This is a genomic window from Rhizobium sp. LjRoot258 (assembly GCF_964254185.1).
In the GTDB taxonomy this organism is placed as follows: domain Bacteria; phylum Pseudomonadota; class Alphaproteobacteria; order Rhizobiales; family Rhizobiaceae; genus Rhizobium.
In genome coordinates this window covers 553,889-574,423 of record NZ_CAXUST020000002.1, presented here as the reverse complement: position 1 = coordinate 574,423, position 20,535 = coordinate 553,889, and the positions used below count along the sequence as shown (strand labels likewise).

23 protein-coding genes are annotated in these 20,535 nt (G+C 59.1%); 11 read left to right on the top strand and 12 right to left on the bottom strand.

Features of this window, described 5'->3' with window-relative positions:
* Positions 1–26 precede the first annotated feature (26 nt).
* From ACSQ9D_RS23505 to ACSQ9D_RS23490, 4 genes are all read right to left on the bottom strand, one after another.
* Positions 27–758, bottom strand: a complete 732-nt coding sequence (locus ACSQ9D_RS23505) for an amino acid ABC transporter ATP-binding protein (RefSeq protein ID WP_436284322.1) — start codon at positions 756–758, stop codon at positions 27–29.
* Complete coding sequence (locus tag ACSQ9D_RS23500) at positions 739–1,398, bottom strand: amino acid ABC transporter permease (RefSeq protein ID WP_436284321.1); 660 nt, start codon at positions 1,396–1,398, stop codon at positions 739–741. The genes ACSQ9D_RS23505 and ACSQ9D_RS23500 overlap by 20 nt, the downstream gene beginning before the upstream one ends.
* Positions 1,395–2,099 (bottom strand): amino acid ABC transporter permease, encoded by a 705-nt coding sequence (locus tag ACSQ9D_RS23495; protein WP_436284320.1) that lies wholly within the window; start codon positions 2,097–2,099, stop codon positions 1,395–1,397. The genes ACSQ9D_RS23500 and ACSQ9D_RS23495 overlap by 4 nt, the downstream gene beginning before the upstream one ends.
* A 68-nt stretch (positions 2,100–2,167) precedes the next feature.
* On the bottom strand, positions 2,168–2,953 hold the full coding sequence (locus ACSQ9D_RS23490) for a transporter substrate-binding domain-containing protein (protein WP_436285148.1): 786 nt from the start codon (positions 2,951–2,953) through the stop codon (positions 2,168–2,170).
* Positions 2,954–3,159: 206 nt separating this feature from the next.
* On the opposite strand from ACSQ9D_RS23490, the gene ACSQ9D_RS23485 reads away from it, so the two are divergent.
* Positions 3,160–4,182, top strand: a complete 1,023-nt coding sequence (locus ACSQ9D_RS23485) for a LacI family DNA-binding transcriptional regulator (protein ID WP_436284319.1) — start codon at positions 3,160–3,162, stop codon at positions 4,180–4,182.
* Between the two features lie 104 nt (positions 4,183–4,286).
* On the opposite strand, the gene ACSQ9D_RS23480 is transcribed toward ACSQ9D_RS23485, so the two are convergent.
* From ACSQ9D_RS23480 to ACSQ9D_RS23445, 8 genes are all read right to left on the bottom strand, one after another.
* The gene (locus ACSQ9D_RS23480) at positions 4,287–5,387 is read right to left on the bottom strand and encodes an ABC transporter substrate-binding protein (RefSeq protein WP_436284318.1); all 1,101 of its coding nucleotides are present in this window, start codon (positions 5,385–5,387) and stop codon (positions 4,287–4,289) included.
* A gap of 34 nt (positions 5,388–5,421) precedes the next feature.
* Positions 5,422–6,486 (bottom strand): ABC transporter permease, encoded by a 1,065-nt coding sequence (locus ACSQ9D_RS23475; protein ID WP_436284317.1) that lies wholly within the window; start codon positions 6,484–6,486, stop codon positions 5,422–5,424.
* Between the two features lie 17 nt (positions 6,487–6,503).
* On the bottom strand, positions 6,504–8,000 hold the full coding sequence (locus ACSQ9D_RS23470; RefSeq protein ID WP_047522518.1) for a sugar ABC transporter ATP-binding protein: 1,497 nt from the start codon (positions 7,998–8,000) through the stop codon (positions 6,504–6,506).
* Positions 8,001–8,273: 273 nt separating this feature from the next.
* Positions 8,274–8,948: a hypothetical protein gene (locus tag ACSQ9D_RS23465; RefSeq protein ID WP_436284316.1), complete on the bottom strand. Its 675-nt coding sequence runs from the start codon at positions 8,946–8,948 to the stop codon at positions 8,274–8,276.
* A gap of 437 nt (positions 8,949–9,385) precedes the next feature.
* Positions 9,386–10,117, bottom strand: coding sequence for a transporter substrate-binding domain-containing protein (locus tag ACSQ9D_RS23460; RefSeq protein WP_368515923.1), 732 nt, complete (start codon positions 10,115–10,117; stop codon positions 9,386–9,388).
* A 35-nt stretch (positions 10,118–10,152) separates the two neighbouring features.
* Positions 10,153–10,920, bottom strand: coding sequence for a 4-hydroxy-2-oxoheptanedioate aldolase (gene hpaI / locus ACSQ9D_RS23455; RefSeq protein WP_037124784.1), 768 nt, complete (start codon positions 10,918–10,920; stop codon positions 10,153–10,155).
* A gap of 8 nt (positions 10,921–10,928) precedes the next feature.
* Positions 10,929–11,711: a 2-oxo-hept-4-ene-1,7-dioate hydratase gene (hpaH, locus tag ACSQ9D_RS23450; protein ID WP_037124782.1), complete on the bottom strand. Its 783-nt coding sequence runs from the start codon at positions 11,709–11,711 to the stop codon at positions 10,929–10,931.
* Positions 11,712–11,732: 21 nt separating this feature from the next.
* Complete coding sequence (locus tag ACSQ9D_RS23445; protein WP_037124780.1) at positions 11,733–12,626, bottom strand: dioxygenase; 894 nt, start codon at positions 12,624–12,626, stop codon at positions 11,733–11,735.
* 314 nt (positions 12,627–12,940) lie between these two features.
* Here ACSQ9D_RS23445 and ACSQ9D_RS23440 point away from each other — a divergent pair, with 314 nt between their 5' ends.
* The 10 genes from ACSQ9D_RS23440 (at position 12,941) to ACSQ9D_RS23395 (ending at position 20,385) form a co-directional block, all read left to right on the top strand.
* A complete protein-coding gene (locus ACSQ9D_RS23440; protein ID WP_037124778.1) occupies positions 12,941–13,651 on the top strand; it encodes a GntR family transcriptional regulator in 711 nt (236 codons plus the stop codon).
* Complete coding sequence (locus ACSQ9D_RS23435) at positions 13,652–14,482, top strand: sugar phosphate isomerase/epimerase family protein (protein WP_072378929.1); 831 nt, start codon at positions 13,652–13,654, stop codon at positions 14,480–14,482.
* A 76-nt stretch (positions 14,483–14,558) separates the two neighbouring features.
* Positions 14,559–15,227: an amino acid ABC transporter permease gene (locus ACSQ9D_RS23430; protein WP_037124776.1), complete on the top strand. Its 669-nt coding sequence runs from the start codon at positions 14,559–14,561 to the stop codon at positions 15,225–15,227.
* 11 nt (positions 15,228–15,238) lie between these two features.
* Positions 15,239–15,889, top strand: coding sequence for an amino acid ABC transporter permease (locus tag ACSQ9D_RS23425; RefSeq protein ID WP_037124774.1), 651 nt, complete (start codon positions 15,239–15,241; stop codon positions 15,887–15,889).
* A gap of 51 nt (positions 15,890–15,940) precedes the next feature.
* Positions 15,941–16,783, top strand: coding sequence for a transporter substrate-binding domain-containing protein (locus tag ACSQ9D_RS23420; protein ID WP_037124772.1), 843 nt, complete (start codon positions 15,941–15,943; stop codon positions 16,781–16,783).
* Between the two features lie 63 nt (positions 16,784–16,846).
* Positions 16,847–17,569, top strand: coding sequence for an amino acid ABC transporter ATP-binding protein (locus tag ACSQ9D_RS23415; protein WP_037124771.1), 723 nt, complete (start codon positions 16,847–16,849; stop codon positions 17,567–17,569).
* A 12-nt stretch (positions 17,570–17,581) separates the two neighbouring features.
* Positions 17,582–18,457: a shikimate dehydrogenase gene (locus tag ACSQ9D_RS23410; RefSeq protein ID WP_051970964.1), complete on the top strand. Its 876-nt coding sequence runs from the start codon at positions 17,582–17,584 to the stop codon at positions 18,455–18,457.
* Between the two features lie 26 nt (positions 18,458–18,483).
* The gene (locus ACSQ9D_RS23405; protein ID WP_037124769.1) at positions 18,484–18,852 is read left to right on the top strand and encodes a 5-carboxymethyl-2-hydroxymuconate Delta-isomerase; all 369 of its coding nucleotides are present in this window, start codon (positions 18,484–18,486) and stop codon (positions 18,850–18,852) included.
* A 28-nt stretch (positions 18,853–18,880) separates the two neighbouring features.
* A complete protein-coding gene (gene aroQ / locus ACSQ9D_RS23400; RefSeq protein WP_436284315.1) occupies positions 18,881–19,330 on the top strand; it encodes a type II 3-dehydroquinate dehydratase in 450 nt (149 codons plus the stop codon).
* Between the two features lie 17 nt (positions 19,331–19,347).
* Positions 19,348–20,385, top strand: coding sequence for a Gfo/Idh/MocA family protein (locus tag ACSQ9D_RS23395; RefSeq protein WP_072378914.1), 1,038 nt, complete (start codon positions 19,348–19,350; stop codon positions 20,383–20,385).
* Positions 20,386–20,535 lie beyond the last annotated feature (150 nt).

The window sequence follows — 20,535 nt, the reverse complement described above, 5'->3', positions numbered from 1 at the left end:
TGGGCACCGTTATTGCGCGTTGAAGGCTACTTCACATCTGATTTCACAAACTGCCGCAACTCCGGCGTCTGTGGATTGGCGAACAGCGCCTTGGATGCCCCCTGTTCCCAGATCGTGCCTTTGTGCATGAAGATGGTCTGCGTCGCCACACGCCGCGCAAAGCCCATCTCATGAGTGACGAGGATCATGGTCATGCCGTCATGCGCCAGCTTTTCCATGACCGTCAGCACTTCCTCCGTCAGTTCCGGATCCAGCGCAGACGTGACTTCGTCGAAGAGCATCACCTTCGGGCGCATCGCAAGCGAACGGGCAATCGCGACGCGCTGCTGCTGGCCGCCGGAAAGCTGATCCGGATAGGCATTGAATTTTTCCGACAGGCCAACGAGCTGCAGCACCTCGCGGGCAATTTCCCGTGTTTCCGTCTTCGAGACGTCCTTGACGACGCGCGGGGCCAGCATGATGTTCTCGCCGACCGTCAGATGCGGAAACAGATTGTAGCTTTGGAAGACAATACCGACGTCGGTGCGCAGGCTTCGCATCGCCTTGGCGTCTCCGCTGAGCGCGTGGCCGGCGATCTCGATGCGGCCGGAATTGATCTTCTCCAAGCCGTTCATGCAGCGAAGAAGCGTGCTCTTACCCGAGCCGGAGCGGCCGATCAGCGCAAATACTTCCCCTCGCCCGACACGGAGCGACACACCTTTGAGAACTTCCAACGCACCGAAGCTCTTATGAACATTTTCAACGATTACTTGCGGCATGAAGCCTCCTTTCCAGCCAACGAGAGAGCTGGGACAACGGGTAACAGACGGCGAAATAGAGAATTGCGACCGCGACGAACACACGGAAGGGCTGGAACGTCGTATTGTTAATGAGCTGCCCAGCACGGGCGAGTTCGACGAAGCCGATGATCGATGTGATCGACGTGTTCTTCACGACCTGCACCGCGAAGCCGACACTAGGGGGCAGAGATATTCGGATAGCCTGCGGCAGGATGACGTAGCGATACTGCTGCAGCCGGCTCATGGCGAGCGACTCCGACGCCTCCCATTGCTGCTTCGGCACCGCCTGAATACAGCCGCGCCAGATTTCTGCAAGATATCCGGAGGCATAGATCGTCATCGATGCACCCGCGGCAATCAGCGGCGGCAGCTCGAACCCGGCAAGGCTGAGGCCGTAATAGGACAAAAACAGGATCATCAGCACCGGAATGCCCTGAATGACCTGGATATAGGTGCCCGCTGTGGCGCGCAGGGCACGCATGCGAGAGGTGCGGGCAAGCGCGACGGCAAAGCCAAGAAGCCCGCCGCCGATCAGCGCGATGACCGTCAGAAGTACAGTCCATTGCAGGGCCTGCAGCAGGAAACCGAATTCATTGAAGCCGAACGTTCTGAGCGTCATGCCTGTGCCTCCCGCAGAGCGGTCATGGTGCGGCGGGCGACGCGCCGGCCGAAAAGCCACATACCGACGAGCGCCAAGCCCGCACGCAACGTCAGCGCAAGCGCGAGATAAATCAGCGTTACGACGATATAGACCTCGAAGGAGCGGTAGGTTTGTGATTCCACAAAAGCAGCCGATGCCGCTAGCTCGTGGGTCGAAATCGCCGAGCATATGCTTGATGCGAGCATCATCAGCACGAACTGGCTGCACAACGCCGGATAGACCTTCGCAACCGCCGGCACGATGATAACGTGGCGACAGATCTGAAATCGGGTGAAGCCCAGCGCCTCACCCGCCTCGATCTGGGATTTGTGCACGGCCTCGATACCGGCACGAATGATTTCCGTCGAATAGGCGGCGAGATTGATCGTCATTCCGATCAAGGCCGCGGTATCCGCACCGACGCGCAAGCCGAGGCCCGGCAATCCAAAATAGACGATGAAGAGCTGGATCAGGAAAGGCGTATTGCGGATCACCTCGACATAGGCGTCGACAAGGAAACGCACTGTGCCGCCTCGTATGGAGCGCACGGAAGCAAGGAAAACACCTGCCGCGGAACCAAGGATGATCGAAATTATCGAAAGTTTGATCGTCAGCCAGATGCCGTTCAGGATCTCATTTTGATACTGCGCCAGCACCCCAAATTGAAATGTATAAGACATAAGCAAGCTCCGTCGAAGTTTCGTGGCCTGCCAGCGCGATAGCTGGCAGGCACCTCACGCAGCCTTACTCAGAATGTCGGAAGCGTTGGCATAGGACGACCAGTCCATTTCGTCGCGATCTTGTCGAGATCGCCTGAGATCTTCATCAGGTAGATTGCCGTGTTTAACCACTGACGCAATTCGAGATCTTCCAACTTGGTCGCCATCGAGTTGCCTTGCTGGAAGAATGTGAAACCAACCTGCAGTCCAGCGTCAGGACGCTGCTTGATGATCGCCTCGCCAACTGTCGAAGGCAGGGCAACCGCATCGGCCTGGCCGGCAATTAGCGCCTGCGCACTGGTTGAATCGTCTTCGAAGACCACGATTTCCATGCCCGGCACCGCCGCCTTGCGCAGGGCGGTTTCCTGCGACGAGCCACGATTGACCGCGACCCGCTTGCCCTTCAGATCGGCAAGGCTCCCAAACTTCTGGTCGGGACCGGATATGATATCCATGTTGAAAGCACTATAGGGTTGGGTAAACATGACGGTCTTTGCCCGTTCGCCTGTCGGAGCCAACGTCGCAACAAGGAAATCGACTTTGCCGGTCTGAAGCGCCGGGATACGCGCCGGTGGCGTCAGCGGCACCAGTTCAACGGGCAGCGAGAGATAACCGGCAATCAGGTTTGCGACATCAACGTCGTAGCCGGTCGGATTGCCCTTTTCGTCTACCATTCCCATTGGCGGCGCACCGGTCAGGACGCCGATCCGGACGGTTCCGCGCGATATGATATCGTTGAGCGTTACGGCCTTGGCCTCGACAACCCACGTCAGACTTGCGACGCCCATTGCGATTACGGCTGCGGCCGCGCGCATAAAGTTTGAAATGGTCATGACTTTTCCTCCTCTTGATCGGTCGCGATCTCGCTGCACTACTCCAAGCAAACAAGTTGCCTTCATGAGAACGGCCCGTTCAGCGCCGGCTCTGGACAAATGCAAAGGTTATCGGTAACCTAAAAAGATGTTATCGATAACAAATGCGGGCGTCAAGCGCTTTATGCAGCTGATGAAGGGGGGATGCGGTGAGCCATAAACGGGAAAAAACAGCAACTCTGCGCGATGTGGCAGCGAAAGCGGGGGTGAGCAGGATGACCGTTTCGAAGGTGATGCGAGATGTCGGCAACATCTCTGATGAAACCCGCCAAAAGGTCAGGCAGGCAGCCGACGAACTTGGCTATTTACCCAACAGCCTTGCAGGATCTTTAAGCTCACGCAAGAATCTAATGGTGGCCGTGATCATTCCCTCGATCAGCGACATCGTTTTTTCCGAAGTTCTGAGCGGCGTGAACGCCGTGCTGAGGCCGAGGGGCTTTCACACATTCATCGGAGAATCCCACTTTGATCCCGCCGTGGAAGCTGATCTCATTCGGGCCATGCTATCGTTCCAGCCGGCAGGCCTCTTGCTGAATGGCGGCATGGCGCGCAGCGCGGATGCCCAGAGGCTGCTGGAAAAGCGCAACTGTCCAGCGATACAACTTTGGGATTGCGACGAGACGGATCTCGATTTCAGCGCCGGTCCATCACATGCGGAGGCAGGGCGTCTTGTCGCAGAGCATTTACTTTCACGCGGCCTGCGGCGGATTGCCTATATCGGGGCGGAACTGGACAAGGATATTTGCGCCCGCCGCCGATATCTCTCGCTGCGATCCTCGCTTGCCGCCAGTGGCGTCGATTTGATCAGCTTGGTTTGCGAGGCCAAGCCGAGACAGGCGGAAACCGGACGCACTTTGGCGCAGCAATTGATGCGCCTTCATCCCGACATCCAGGCGATCCATTTCCTGAACGACGCCATGGCGCTTGGTGGCCTGTCCCACCTGCACGAAGCGGGAATAGCGGTCCCAGATCAGGTGTCCGTCATCGGATTCAACGGTACGTCTCTTCCCAATACGGTGCGTACCAAGCTTACCACCGTTGACGTGCCGCGCGCGGCGATTGGCGAGATAGCGGCTGAGGCGCTCTTGAACATGCTCGCCAACGCACATGTGAACGGCTCATGGCGAGCTGCGATAAGGCTGGTTCAGGGCAATACCACTAGGAAACTATAGGTCAGGAACCATCCGCTGCGTCTTGATGCTCCGTTTGCACAAGCAAAACATCCAAACAGAAAAAAGGGCACCATTCGCGGTGCCCAGTCTCCGGGAAGATGTAGTTACATTTTGCCCCAAAGCTTTTTGTACTCGTCACGGTAGCCGTTGTCGGGATCAAAGGAGTTCTTGGGGCCGCCGTCGAACTCGACATTGTCAGCGGTAACAACATGAAGCGGCGAAAGATAGCCAGACCATTTTTCGCCAGCGAATGCACGATTCAGTTCATCGACAAGTTGCCAGCCTTGCAGGTTCAGCGGTTCGGCAACCGTTACCTTCTGGAACTGACCGGCGCGGATGCGCTGATAGGCCGATTCCGATCCGTCACCGGCGGCGACGTTGATCGGAGCATCCGTTCCGCCCTTGCCTGCTGCGGCCAACGACGGGCCCATGAAATCGAAATAGAGGTCGTTGATGGCGAGCGAATGGGTCCACTGGTCGCCATATTTCTGCAGAAGAGATGTCGTCAACTGCGGCATGCGCTGGGAGGTTTCGGCGATCGGCGTATCGACATATTCAAGGACTTTGCCGCCGAGCTTCTCGATCTCTTGCTTCATCCTGTCAGCCTTGGCAATCGCGATCGCGTAGGTCGAGTCGGTGAAGATGACGACACCCGGCTTGCCCTTCGCATCTGCGTAGGCCCAATAAGCCGCCGCCTTCGAGACCTCCATCGCGTCCGTGCTCACATTGGCGAAAAGGCCGGTCTTTTCGTCAGGCCCGATCACCGGACCGGCGTGCCAGGCAACCAGCGGAATGCCCGCAGCCTTTGCCTGCTCAAGTGCCGGCGCCTGTTCGACTGCATCAAAGCCATTGATAATGATGCCGGCGGGCTTTAGAGCCATCGCCTGGCCGAACGCTGCCGTGCGACCGCCGATCGAACCGGCACCGTCGAGAACCTTGACCTGCCAGCCGATGGCTGCTGCAGCTTCTTGGACGCCGGTGGTGACGCCGAGAATGCCGCCGTTCTTAAGGTCGCCAGCGAGCACGACGATCGTCTTACCCTCCTGCGCCTTCGGACTAGCCTTCGGTCCGTCCCAGGCGGTTACGCGGGTGGCGTACTTCTCGACCACCGTCTTTGCATCGGTCATGGCATCGGCCAGCACCGGTCCTGCCAAAATCAGTGCCAGCACGGCGACTGAACCCTGGATAAGCGTTCTGCGTTTCATGTACTTCCTCCCTTTGAAGATGGTGAAGGCGCGATTAGTTTTTCTTTGTCTTGACAGGTGCCGGACCTGGAATTGCGACCTTCCCGGCAGCCCCCCGTTTCCTCTGCGCATAGCCGGCGATGCCAATAGCCACGAGCAGCGTAATGCCGTTGAAGAGTGGTTCTACAAAGAACGAGCCACCGAATTGCTGGATGCCGGAAATGCCGACGGCAAGAATGATGACACCGGTCATAGTGCCCCACACATTCACGCGCCCTGGCTTGATGGTGGTGGAACCAAGGAAAGCGCCGACGAGCGCGGGAAGCAGATACTCGAGACCGACGCTTGCCTGACCGATGCGCAGCTTCGAAGCGAGAAGGATACCGGCAAGTGCTGCAAGCGTTCCGGACGAGACAAAGGCGCCAATCACGAAGCGGCGGACCGGAATACCGTTCAGCGCAGCCGCTTTCGGGTTAGCGCCGATCGCATAGATGTAACGGCCAATCGGTAGGTATTCGAGAATGAGCCAGAGCGCGACGGCAAACAGCAGCACATAGAAACCGGTGATCGGCAGGCCGAATACCATCGTACCATTCAACGAATAAAAGCCTTGGGGCAGGACGCCAACCACCTGTCGGCCGCCGGTGTGCCAGAGTGCCAGCGCGTAAAGGATCGTGCCGGTGCCGAGCGTTGCAATGAACGAGTCGATCCGCGCGACTTCGACCAGAAGACCATTGAGGAAGCCGGTGAAGGCGCCGAGAGAAAGCACGATCACCACCGCGATCGGCCATGGCATGCCGAACATGGTTTGCAGGCTGATCGCGAGAATGTGCCAGAGCACAATACCGTAACCGACCGTGAGATCGATGCGGCCAGCAGCCATCGGTATCATCGCAGCCAGTGACAGGATAGCGATGATCGCTTTGTCGGAAATGATCGAGCGAAGGTTGAGGATCGTCGGAAAGGTCTGTGGCAGCAGCAGCGAAAACAGCACGATCAGCAGCAATGTGAGGATGACAAGGCCATAGACTGGAAGAAACCGGAGCAATTTCTGCGTGAAGCTGAGACCTGCGAGTTCCCCCCTGGTTGGTTCAAGGGCGGTAGATTCGATCGACTGCATTGTCTTTCTCCCGGAACTCAAGCGGCCTCTGAGGCCGATGCGGCAGCGATCACCGCCGATGTGGTTAGGTCTGCGCCTTGCAACTCGCGGACAATTCGTCCGCGTGAAAAGACCAGCGCGCGATGGCAGATGTGGGCGATTTCCTCGAAATCCGTCGACACGACGACGACCGCGAGGCCCGCTTCAAGGGCACGGGCGATCAGCCGATAGATATCGGCTTTGGCGCCGACGTCGACGCCGGCGGTCGGATCTTCGGCGATCAGCAGCTTGCGGCCGGTGGCAAGCCAGCGGCCGACCACCACTTTCTGCTGATTGCCGCCAGACAACGCTTCGATCGGCAAGCTCTGGTCGTTGGGCCGCAACCCGACGCTCTCGCCGATCGTCTGCGCCAGCGCGGCTTCCTTGAACGGTGAAAGGAAAGAGAACAGTCCGCGGCCGGAGGCACTCGGATTGAGATAAGTGTTTTCGCGAAGCGACAGCGACATCGCAACGGACTCCTCCGTGCGGTCCCGCGCGATCAATCCTATACCGGATCTCATCGCCGCAACGGGACTCGACAGGTCCGGTTCACCTCCGTCGACCTTCACCGTACCAGAAAAGGGTTCACAGCCGAACAGAGCCCGGCCAATGAGTTCCTGACCTGCTCCGCGCAGACCGACAAGTCCGAGCAGTTCTCCCTTTACGATGTCGAAGGATACCGGTCCGGCACTGCGGCAGGCGAGGCCTCGCACTGTGACGATAGGCTCTCCGGGACGGCTCTCTGCCTTGGCGAAGAGCTGGTCCGCCTTTCGTCCGACGATCATTTCGATCAATTCGTCCGGCGTCGTCTGCGCGACCGGCTTCTGTCCGACCAGACGGCCGTCGCGCAAGACCGCCACGCGATCGGCTATGCGGAAAATCTCGTCTAGGCGATGCGACACATAGATCATCGCAACCCCCCGCTCTTTCAGAGGGCGGATCGCATTGAAGAGCCGCTCCACCTCATCTGCAGGAAGGCTTGCAGTCGGTTCGTCAAGAACGAGTACATCCGCTTCGACGGCGAGCGCACGGGCGATCGCGACGAGGGACTTTTCCGTCCGGGTCAGATCCTGGACCCGCGTCGAAGGATCGAAATCACAGCCGACAAGCTTCAGCGCCTCTCGTGCCCGCCCGTCAGTGCGCTTCCAATCGATCAGGCGCGAGCGCATGGAAAACCCTTGCGCCAATCCGACATTTTCGCCAACCGTCATCCATTCAATGAGGCCCAGGTCCTGATGGATGAAAGCGACGGGTTGGCGCTCGTTCGGCTTTGGCGGCCGATGGACGTAGGGCTCGCCGCGAAACTGAATATCGCCGCCATCTGGCTTGTAGATTCCGGCGAGCGTCTTGATGAGGGTCGACTTGCCGGCGCCGTTTTCTCCGAGAAGCGCAAGGATCTCTCCGGGACGCAGATCCAGCGATACCTGAGACAAGGCACGAGTGCCGCCGAACTCTTTGGTGATGGAGCGAAACTCCAGCAGTTTCTCGTTATTCATCGGCGCTCCTCCCAAAGCGAACTTGCGCTTCATGGTATGTTATCGATAACAATTCTGTCAACTGGGAATCGACTGCGCGCCATTCCCGACCACCTTCACGGAGCTCGGATTTGGCACCGCGCCGCTAGGAAACCTGTACCGAGCGATACCTTTGCAGTTGATGACGAGCGAACGTCGCCACTGCATTCAAGCGCGAGTGTGCCTCAGTTGTCTTTTCGACCTCGCGAGATGCGGCCGCCACCGGCGACGGTGAGTTCACCAGGATGACGTGCGTTAAAGAACCCCTAAATCTGCCCGCATATAATCCGCCACGCTGTAGCAATGGCTCGCCTGATAGGCGTTCCGCCCGCGGTTCATGTGCGTCAGGTTGAACGTGCGAATGGCGCGCACCACGCGGCGGCTCCCGAGGAGTTTGCGGATCGAGACAGAGCCGCGCACATTGATGCCGAAAATGTCCGCACCACGCGGGAAGAAATAACTGACGTCCTCTGGCATCGCAACGCTTTGCTCGGGAAAGGGTTCGTCCACCCGGCTCGGCGTTGCTGAACGATCTGTAGTGAAATCCGAAAGATGCACGATGAATCTGGCGCGGATATCGTCGCCTTGAGCATAGAGCGTGAAAAGCTCCATCCAGCTCGCATTGACGCGTACGAGCGGCTTGTCCGACGTGGATGGCAGACAGGAAACCGACCAGTAGTAGCGCTCGGTCTTGCGCAGCAAGGGAATGCAGTTTGGACCGTATAGCCCGAGAATCTCCAGCACTTCTCCCGCTTGCGGGCGACTAAGTAGCTTCTCAAATCGAGCGACATATTTGAAGCGCTGTTCCAGGGACTCTGAGCGGTCGCCCGCGTCCGGCAAGTCGATCTTGCCCGCTATCCAATCGCGCTGCTGCTCAAGATCAAGGAATTGCCGCACACCGGTGGTTCTGGGGCGAGAAGTCGTGCCCATGTCAGGCACTCTGCGAAATTCGTGTGCTCATCATCGGCCGACTCCTGTGTTGTCGCTTGGGCGGTTGCGATTCTAAGCATCGCGCCCAATGCGCCTCCGAATGATACGTCGCGGACGGAGAATTTGGAACGGCTGCGCGACCACGAGGAGAAAGTCGCCTCACCGTTCGCTGCCGTCGCAACGGCTTGACTTCAAGGCTGATGTTGCGGGCTCTGCAGAGCGGCCGCTTCTGGGATCAGAGTTCGATCTACACGATAGCCGCAATCGGCCGCAAAGCAGCCAAAGCGTTCACTGCTGAATGGACAGTCGCCCGAGGGCTCGACACGATTTATGAGCGCAAGGCTCTTGAACGGAATCGAACCGCCGGTCCTTAATTTTATTTGATTAAGCCTCTGATGCGTATGCCACCGCCGACATAAGACCCTATTATGGAACTGCTACTTCTCTGCCAAAGCAACGCCATTGCGTTGCGCATTGCAGATGATGTTTTCCGAGAAACCTCCTCGAAGAGCCTCTTCGACAAATTCGCGCACGAGGAGAGCCGCCGCTGGATGGGAACAACTGACCGCGATCGTTTGTCTGATAACGAGGAATGGTTCCGCTAGGACGCGAAAACCCTCACGCGCGCTGGCAAAGCGCTCAAGCGCTTGCCGCACACCCGCCGCGGCGTGATGCCTGCCTTCGACAAACATTTCAAGGGCTTCCCCCGGTGTGGACGAATGGACGACTTTAGCATGCGCGAGACGTCGGGACAAATGGAGGTCATAGGCCGCGTCTTTGGTGACGCAAATTTCCACGCCCTCCCCGTCGACGTCCTGAAGGGTGTGGTACGGTGTTGCCTCTCGAACCACAAGCGTGCCCTCGATCAACACGTAGGCGGGCGAAAACAGTAGCCTGTCTTCGCGCGCGGGGTCGGCGGCCAGGAAGGCAATGTCCCACTCGTCCCGATCGACCTGGTCCAGAATACTGGCTGCCGACGGGTATGCGATGAATTCGACGCGACAACCGAGGCGTTCTGCAAACTCTCTGGCGAGTTGTGGGCTGATGCCTTCAAGGGCTCCCGTATCTGGATCGAGGTGTATCAAAGTGGTATTGGCGAGGTTAACCGCCGCCCGAAGATAGCCTTTTGGGATAAGTGCGCTGAGCGAAGCTGTGATATCGCCGGTCATGTTTCGATCTCCTGCCGGACAACGCAATGTTGCGGTCACGATTGCCTGAATTTCGCTGCCAACGCCTCGGTTCCGCGTGCGAGAAGGCCGGCGTCGATACCGACTGCGGTAAAAGTCGTTCCGAGTTCAATGCAGCGGGCAGCAAAGGCGGTGTCCGGCGTCAGGACGCCGGCCGGCTTACCGAGAGCCGAAAGGCGGCAGATCGCATCCTCGACGGCAGCGACGACTTCGGGATGACCTGGCTCTCCTGGGTGACCAAGGCTGGCCGCAAGATCCGCCGGGCCGATGAAGACACCATCGACGCCATCAACGGCAGCAATAGCCTCAAGTTCACTCAGAGCCGCCTGAGTTTCCAGCTGCACCAGAAGACAAAGTTCTTCTTCTGCCCGCCTGGCATAGCTCGCGATACGCCCAAAACGTGTCGCCCGCGTCAGCCCCGACACGCCGCGGATGCCGGTTGGCGGATAGCGCATGGCAGAAACCGCAGCTTCCGCTTCCTCCCGGTTTTGCACGTAGGGAATGAGCAGCGTCTGCGCGCCGATATCGAGGTGCCGCTTGATCAATACCGCGTCATTGCTGGCAGGCCGCACGATCGCCGAGACGTCGTAGGCCGCGACCGCCTGCAATTGCGGCAAGACTGTCAGCACATCGCCCGGCGAGTGTTCGGTGTCGAACAGCAGCCAGTCGAAGCCCGAAGGCGCCACGATCTCCGCGGCATAGCTGCCCGGCAGGCTGCACCAGAGACCTATCTGCTGCTTGTTTTCATGGAGCGCGCGTTTGAAGCGGTTTTCCGGAAGATCCATGACACCACCTATAGGAATGATACGCCGAGGGCGCCGATGGGACCGTAATCCGCCTGGATGACATCGCCGGCGACGATATCGACGGGCCGCGTGAACGAGCCCGCCAGCACGATCTGCCCCTTCTCCAGCTTGCCGCCAACCGCATGGAGCTTGTTGACGAGCCAGGCGATGCCTGCCGCGGGATGTCCCATGACGGCCGCCGAAACGCCGGATTCCTCGATGATCCCGTTCTTGGAGAGCGTTGCGCCGATCCATCGGATATCGACATCCATCGGACGGATGACACGGCCACCGACTACGATGGCGCCGAAGGCGGCATTGTCGGCGATCGTATCGGTGATCGCGCGGGGAACCTCGGTCCGATAGTCGATGATCTCGAGCGCCGGCACAATGAATTCGGTGGCGCGCATGACGTCGTAGATGCGGGTGCTCGGCCCTTCCAGATCCTCGCCCATGATAAAGGCAAGTTCCACTTCGAGGCGCGGCTTGATGAAAAGGTCGGCCCTGATCTGGGCGCCGTCATTGAACAGAGCGTCGTCGAGGATGCGTCCATAGTCCGGCTCGGTCATCTTCGATGCCATCTGCATGGCGCGTGAGGTCAGGCCGATCTTGTGCCCCGCAACGCGCGCGCCCTTGGCAATCCTGCCTTCCGCCCAAAGATCCTGGATGCGATAGGCATCCTCGAGCTCAATCTGTGGATAGGTCTTGCTGAGCTGCGGGATCGGCACCCGGCTTTCCTCAGCGGTCAGCAAGGACTGTGCCGCAGCGCGATGCTCTTCATCCGTCAACATGGGTGTCGTTCTCCCGTTTACTTATTTGATTGGTGCGCGCGGCAAAACCGCGTCGCCCGGCTCCATCACGTATGTGTATTCCAGGGAAAACCAGGGAACGGTCACATGCGCATCGTCCGGATGCGGTTCGTCATGCTGCACGAAATCGCCCGTCAGCGCGGACGTCACCCCGAACTGCACGTCGGAATCGATATTCGGATCGCTGGGGTCGAAGACCTGCGAAATAAGCGTCTTGTACCCTTCCTTGAAGATCAGTGCGTGCAGATGCGCCGGGCGATAGGGGTGACGTCCCTGCACCTTCAAAAGCCGGCCGACGACACCGTCCACCGGGATCGGATAGCCCACCATCTTCACCGTGCTGAACCAGAAGCGACCATCAGCGTCCGTGGTGAATTTGCCCCGCAAGTTCATCTCGGCCTGATCGGGATCCTGGTTCTCGTAGAGACCGACGGGCGACGCGTGCCAGACATCCACTTCGGCGCCCGCAATGGGACTGCCATGCGCATCCACCACCTGCGCGTGAACGAACAGCGGAGAACCCGGCGTATCCGAGCGGACAATGGTGCCGCCATTTTCAACGCGCGGCGAGTTGAGGCGCCAGAAGGGGCCAAGCAACGACTGGGACGTTTCGGTCTGACCCTGATCGCCATTGTTGAGCAGGCAGACGAGCGTTGAAACACCAAGCGAACCCGACATCAGGACGAACTCGTTATGGCTGTCCGTCTGCAATTGGCCGATTTCGTTGAGGATAGCTGTTGCCTCGCGAAATTCCGGCTCCGTCAGGCGGGCGTCTCGGACGAAGGCATGCAGATGCTTCACAAGCGCCATCATGATCTCCCGAAGACGATCGTCTCTGGTCTGCTCCATGACCTTCAAAACCGCGGCCGTCACATCCTGTTGGGTCCGTATCACCATCTCGCACCTCCCTGCGCCCGCAGACGTTTTCTTGAATCATCGATTATTTGTCAAGCGGACAGCTGCTGCACCGTCAGCAATTTTTACAAAAACCGCTAACGGTGGGGCAAGATCACCATTCATATAATTGAGTTTGTTATATAAAAAACAAGAGAGAAGTTATCCATGATAAAGACGGAAGAATCTTTTGCCAAATCGTTGACATAAATAATCGTTTATTATATCGATCGTCGATAATGAAGCTCGCCATCGGAAACCGTGGCGGAACCCATCTGGGAGGATGTCAATTGCGATCAGGGCCTGGAAGCCTGATTTTGGATAGCGGTGCGGAGACGGTAACGCCCCCCTCGTTTTTGGATGACGGCAAGAACACGATCGCCAGCCAGTTGGTGTCGCGATTGCGCGAGGCGATCATTTCCGGCCAGCTCGAAGCAGGCAGCAAGATCAATCTCGATCGGGCAAAGCAGAGCTTTAACGTCAGCCTCAGTCCTTTGCGCGAGGCCTTGGCGCGTCTGATTTCGGACGGGCTCGTCGAGTTCGAAGACAATCGCGGCTACCGCGTGTCGCCCGTTTCGCTGTCGAACCTCGAAGAGATCACCAGCCTGCGCGAGGAATTCGAAACCTATGCGCTGCGGGAATCCATGCGCGTCGGCGATGTCGAATGGGAAGGCAATATCATGCGTGCGCTGCATCGCCTGAACCGCACGGAACGGGATGCCTCCAAACCCGAAACGCTCGAGCAGTGGGAGGCCGTTCATCGGGAATTTCATCTGACCCTGATTTCGGGCTGCCGGAAGCCGCTACTTCTCAGTTTCTGCAAGACCATGCTGAACCTGAACGACCGCTATCGGCGCACATTTCTGACCCGCACATCCGGCGACCGCAATGTCAGCGTTGAACATAGTGAAATCGCGCAAGGAACAGTGGCGCGGGATATGGACTATGCCTGCGACCGGCTGCGCGAGCACATCCATCGTACCGGCACAAATCTGCGACGGCATCTCGCCGAAAAGGGAATTGCCTGAATGGAGACCCGGGAGGAAACCACACCAGCCAAGACTTCTGCATTGTCGCTGGGGGTCGCGCATTTTTCAGCGATTGATGTCGAGCCGGCAAAATTTGTATCGATGGCGGCCGCAGCTGGCTTTTCCTCGATTGGCCTGCGCCTTCATCCGGCATTTCCCGGCGCTCCCTATTATGATCTGCCGGCGGGAAGCGATGCCGCTCGAGACGTTAAAGCCCGTCTGAATGGCGAAGGAATCTCGCTTTACGACATCGAATTCGTCGTCATCGGGCCGGACTTCAATCCTGCCGCTCTGACGTCAATGCTTGAAGCTGCAAGCGCGCTTGGCGCGCGACGTCTCAGCGTTTGCGGCGACGACCCGGATCGGGAACGCCTCGTCGCCAATTTCGCAGCGCTCTGCGACCTCGCGGCCACCTTCGGCATGGGCGTCGATCTTGAGAACATGGGCTGGCGCACCGTCGCCAGCTTTCATGACAGCCTGTCGATCGTGCAGGAATCGAACCGAGACAACGCCGGCGCACTGGTCGATGCACTGCACTTCTTCCGCAATGGCGGCCAAACCAAGGATGTCTCTGCTGCCCCTCAAGGGATGATCAAGAGCATTCAGCTCTGCGACGCCCGCGGACCCGCGCCGAGAACGGCGGATCAAATGGTCAGTGAGGCCAGAACAGGGCGTTTTGCGCCGGGACTGGGTGAGCTTCCCGTTGCGAGCCTGATGAGGGTGCTGCCGGCAGGCGCTGCCGTTTCGGTAGAAGTGCCGATCCATTCCAGGCAGGCGCCGGAGGAGCATTTGCGTCACCTTCATGATGCCGCCCGAGCTTTGACCGGCTAACCAGAAGCACAGCGCAAAACGGATACCACACACGAAGACAGGCAGAAGAGCCCGTCGGCGGGAGAGAGATGTTGTCATGAATTACGTGCTGGATTTCAGCGTTGTCTTCGAAAAGATGCCCGACCTTCTGATGGCGGCGTTGGCGACGATCGGCCTTGCACTGGCCGGCATGTCGTTGGCGCTGGTGATCGGCGTCATCGGGGTTGCGGCCCGGACATCGAATATCCGTCCCTTGCGCGCGGCCGTCATCGCCTTCGTCGAAGTGGTCCGCAATACCCCTTTCCTGGTACAGATCTTCTTTATCTTCTTCGCCCTGCCGATGATGGGCATTCGCCTCAACCCCACGGTCACGGCGATCATCGCGCTCGCCATCAATGGCGGCGCCTACGCGATCGAGATCATTCGCGGCGGCGTCGACAGCATCCACAAGGGTCAGGTCGAAGCCGGGCTCGCGCTTGGCCTGCACAAGGCGCAGGTGTTTCGCCTGATCGTCCTGAAGCCGGCGCTGAGGGCGATCTATCCCTCGCTGACTAGCCAGTTCATCATGCTGACGCTGACGACATCGGTCTGCACGTCGATCGCGGCCTACGAGCTGACCTCCGTCGCACAGATCATCGAGTCCGACACGTTCCGCAGCTTCGAGGTCTATTTCACCATCACGCTGATGTACCTCGCCATCTCCTGGATGATGATGGGACTGTTCGCGCTGATCTCCCGTCATTTCTTCAGCTATCCGGTACGGTGAGGAGCAGGACAATGGGTGTTATCGGCCAAAACGAGATGCTTTTCCTGCTGCAGGGCCTGAAGTGGACATTGCTTCTATCTGCGATCGGCTTCATCGGCGGCGGGGTATTCGGACTCCTCATCGCGCTTGCCCGAACGTCCGGACGATCCGCGCTCCGCAAGACCGCGGCCGGCTATATCTCCGTCTTTCAGGGCACGCCCCTGCTGATGCAGCTCTTCGTCGTCTATTACGGGATCGCCCTCCTTGGTGTCAGCGTTGAGGCATGGGCCGCCGTCGCAATCGCCTTTACGCTGCATGCCAGCGCATTCCTGGGCGAGATCTGGCGCGGCGGCATCCAGGCAATCCCCAAAGGACAAAGCGAGGCCGCCAATGCGCTCGGTCTCCACTATGTGTCGCGGATGAAGGACGTGATCCTTCCGCAGGCCTTCAAAGTCTCGCTGCCGGCAACCGTCGGTTTCCTCGTCCAACTCATCAAGGGCACGTCGCTCGCGGCGATCGTCGGCTTCATCGAACTCGCCCGCGCCGGACAGATCGTCTCGAACCAGACCTACAGGCCGCTGCTGATCTTCGGCATCGTCGGCGCGATCTACTTCATCATTTGCTGGCCCCTGTCTCTCTACGGGGCTCGGCTCGAAAATCGGATGGCAAAGGCTGTCCGGTGAGTTGGCAATCCAACGAACGCATAAGCTCTATCAACCAAGGAGGAGGAGATAATGATCAGCAGCTTTAAGACCGGCCTGAAGCGCCGTGGAATTCTGTTCGCAGCGGCAGCCCTGGTGATGGCCCCGTGGCTATCGCCGATGTCTGCCCAAGCCGCAACGGTCGAGGAGGTCAAGGCCAAGGGCAAGATCGTCGTCGGCATTCAAGGCGACAACGCGCCATGGGGCTTTGTCAATTCGAGCGGCGTTCAGGACGGCTTCGATGCCGACATCGCCAAGCTTTTCGCCAAGGAACTGGGCGTCGAGGTCGAATTCGCACCGCTCGCGGTCGCCAACCGCATCCCGGCGCTTGTTACTGGCAAGGTCGATATCCTGTTTGCCACCATGGCAATGACGGAGGAACGGGCCAAGTCGATCCAGTACAGCAAGCCGTATGCGGGCAATACAATTTCGCTTTATGGACCGAAGGACAAGAAGATGGTCGAAATCGCCGATCTCGCAGGCCTGGAGATCGGCGTTCCAAAGTCAAGCTCGCAGGATAAGGCGGTGACCACCGCTGTCGGCGATACGGCGACCGTCCGGCGTTTCGACGATGATGCCGCCTCCATCCAGGCGCTGCTTTCCGGCCAGGTGCAGGCGGTCGGCGGCAACCAGTTCTACCTCGACCGTCTGGAAGCAGCCAGTGCCGGCACATATGAACGCAAGATCGATTTCCTGACGACATTCAATGGCGTTGGAACACGACTTGGCGAGAAGGACTGGAACGAAACCGTCAATGCCTTCCTCGACAAGATCATGGCGAACGGCGAGCACGCCAAGGTCTATGCGAAGTGGATGAAAGTGGAGGTTCCGAAGTTCCCCGAATCCATTCCGAACATCCCCTTCACCATCAACTGATCACGCTCTGCGCAGGAGATCGCCGTGCTGCACGCCGCTGACACTCAAAGCCCTCTTCTCTCCATGGAAGCAGTGGATAAATGGTACGGCGCATTCCATGCGTTGAAGAACGTCAACCTTACGGTTCGCAAAGGCGAGAAGATCGTCCTTTGCGGACCGTCCGGATCCGGCAAGTCCACGCTGATCCGCTGCATCAATGCGCTCGAGAAAATCGAGAACGGCATGATCATGGTCGAGGGGACAAAGCTCGACGACAGCGGCAAGTCGATCGACGCCGTCCGGCGCGAAGTCGGCATGGTGTTCCAGAGCTTCAACCTGTTTCCGCACATGACGATCCTGGAGAACTGCACACTTGCGCCGATGCGCGTTCGCGGAACAAGCAAGTCGGATGCTGCGAAAATCGCCCGCAAATATCTTGAACGCGTCCGCATTCTCGACCAGGCCGACAAGTACCCTGCCCAACTTTCCGGCGGACAGCAGCAGCGCGTTGCCATTGCCCGTGCGCTCTGCATGGAACCGAAGGCCATGCTGTTCGATGAACCGACCAGCGCGCTCGACCCCGAAATGGTCAAGGAAGTCCTCGACACCATGATCGGTCTGGCGCGGGACGGCATGACGATGATCTGCGTCACCCATGAAATGGGCTTTGCCCGGCAGGTGGCCGACCGCGTGATCTTCATGGCCTCCGGCGAGATCGTCGAAGAGGCGCCACCGGAAATTTTCTTCCGCAATCCCACGCATCCGCGCACCCAGGCCTTCCTCGGCGAAATCCTGGCCCATCACTGAGGCGATCCGCATATGACTGTTTCAAACGAAACGATGAAGCGCCCCGTGTTGGTGGGACTGATCGGCGCGGATATCCAGATGTCGAAGTCCCCTGCCCTGCATCAGCGCGAGGGCGCGCTTCAGGGACTAGATTACCGCTACGAACTCCTCGACCTCGCCGAGCGCGGACTGCCTCCCACCGCCCTGCCCAATCTTCTGGCGGAGGAGGAGGCCCGCGGCTTTGCCGGCAGCAACATCACCCATCCCTGCAAGCAGACGGTGATTGAGTACCTCACGGATCTTTCCGACGACGCCCGTATGCTCGGCGCGGTCAACACTGTCGTATTCGAGAATGGAAGACGCACCGGCCACAACACGGACTGGTACGGTTTCTACGAAAACTTTCAGCGCGGCCTTCCTGACGTTCCGCGGCATCGGGCTGTCCTTCTGGGCGCCGGCGGCGCCGGTGTCGCGGTGGCACATGCCGCGATGAAACTCGGCATCGAGCGTCTCTCGATTTTCGATCAGGATGTTTCCCGTGCAGGCCGTCTGGCCGAAGATTTGAACAGCCGGTTTTCCGCCGAACGGGCTTTTTCGATCACCGATGTTGGTGAAGCGATGCGGACCGCCGACGGCCTCATCCATGCGACGCCGACGGGCATGAAAAACCATCCGGGCCTGCCGATCGAAGAGAGCTGGCTGGAACCCCGCCATTGGGTCGCCGACATCGTCTACATGCCGCTGGTAACTGAGCTTCTGGCGCTTGCAACCCGCTTTGGTTGCCGCACCCTGCCGGGTGGCGGAATGACGGTGTTTCAGGCGGCTGCGGCATTCAAGCTCTTCAGCGGTATAGAACCCGACGCCGAACGCATGAGCACCCATTTCACCGAACTGTGCAATGCCTCCTGATCTAGGCTGGCGAAGGAGGGATAGGGATGCCGCACATCGTGATCGAATACAGCGAGGGAGCCGGAAGTCGCATCGACATGCCGGCGCTGGTGAAGGCTGTTCATCGCAGCGTGCGTGACAGCGGGGCGGTCAAGCCGAATGCCGTGCGTACCATTGCACGCGAGGCCACACATTCGCTGGTCGCCGACGAGCATCCTGCCAATCAGTTCGTGCAGATCATCCTGCGCATCGCGCCCGGACGCACGGTCGCCGAAAAGCGGGCAATATTGCAGACGGTCTATGACGCAGCCGAAGGCGTCGCACGTCCGGCACTCGATGAGGGGCGCTGCGCCCTGCGAGCCGATCTCATCCAGTCGGATCCCGATTTTGCGATCCACGAGACCACGCTGCCGTGACCGTTCCGGCAATACGGAAGGAAGAAGAATGAGCCTGATCTACATTCTCAATGGCCCGAACCTCAATCTGCTTGGCAAGCGCCAGCCACACATCTACGGTCACGAGACGCTCGCTGATGTCGAGGCCGATTGCTGCCGGCTCGCCTCTGAACTCGGTCACGACATCCGCTTTCACCAGAGCAATCGTGAATACGAAATCATCAACTGGATCCACGAGGCGCGCGAGGATGGCGCCGGCATCGTCATCAATCCAGCCGCCTTCACCCATACCTCCGTTGCTATTCTCGATGCACTGAACACCTTCGAGCAGCCGGTGATCGAGGTGCATATTTCCAACGTCCACAAGCGCGAATCCTTCCGCCATCATTCCTTCGTCTCGCACCGCGCCGACGGCGTGATCGCTGGCCTTGGCACCGAAGGCTATCAGCTTGCGATCCGGCGGGTAGCAAGCCTGATCGAGGTGGCCGCGAAGAAGTGACGGGGACGGCTTTTGGCATGGATCGGAAAGTAAGACTGGCGGTGCTCGGCGCCGGCCTGATCGGCAAGCGACATATCCAGCACGTGCTTGCCGAGCCGCAGGCAGAACTTCTGGCTGTCATCGATCCGATGCCGCTCGGGCAGAAGATTGCGCAGGATTCCGGCGCTAAATGGTTTCCGAGTTTTGCGGCAATGATCGAGACGCATCGTCCCGACGGCGTCATCGTCGCGACGCCCAACCAGGCCCATGTCGCCAACGGTCTCGAAGCCGTTGCCGCCGGGGTACCGGCGCTGATCGAAAAGCCGATTGCCGACGATATCGCGGCCGGTGAAAAACTGATCGGCGCGGCGGAAGCCGCTGGTGTTCCGCTTCTGGTTGGCCACCACCGCCGACACAATCCGATGATCCAGAAGGCAAAAGAGATCATCGACAGGGGCGAGCTTGGGCGCGTCGTCGTGGCCAACGCTATGTTCTGGCTATTCAAGCCGGACGACTATTTCGACATCGACTGGCGGCGCCAGACCGGAGCCGGCCCTGTCTTCCTCAACCTGATCCACGACGTCGACAACCTGCGCTACCTTTTCGGTGACATCGTTGCCGTCCAGGCACGTGAATCCGGCGCCGTCCGCGGCAATGTCGTCGAGGAAACGTCGGTGATCCTGATGGAGTTCGCGAGCGGTCTTCTTGCCACTGCCTCCGTTTCGGATGCCGTCGTCGCACCCTGGAGCTGGGAGATGACGACGGGCGAAAATCCCGCCTATCCGAAGACGGAAGAGGCATGCTATCAGATTGGGGGGACGCACGGATCCCTAACGATCCCGTCGCTCGACGTGTGGAAAAACGGCATAAAACGGAGCTGGTGGGAGCCATTTGAAAAGCGCCGCATCGCCGTTCAGGACGAAGACCCGCTGGCGCTGCAGATCCGGCAGTTCTGCAAGGTGATTCGCGGTGAAGAACAGCCGCTGGCCAGTGGGCGCGAAGGGCTAAACACACTGAGGGTCATCACGGCCGTAAAGCAATCCGCAGCAAGCAGGGAACGCATCGTCTTGGGATAGAAATGAACCAGGCCCACGGTCCCGAACTTCATAACCAGGTACATTCTACGTGGTATCTTGAAATACGATTGTAAGTCGACAGTGGTACCGCGGGCGCTCAAAACGCATCTTGCGCTGGGAAGCAACCGCGCCTCCGCTGCCCTGTCGTAA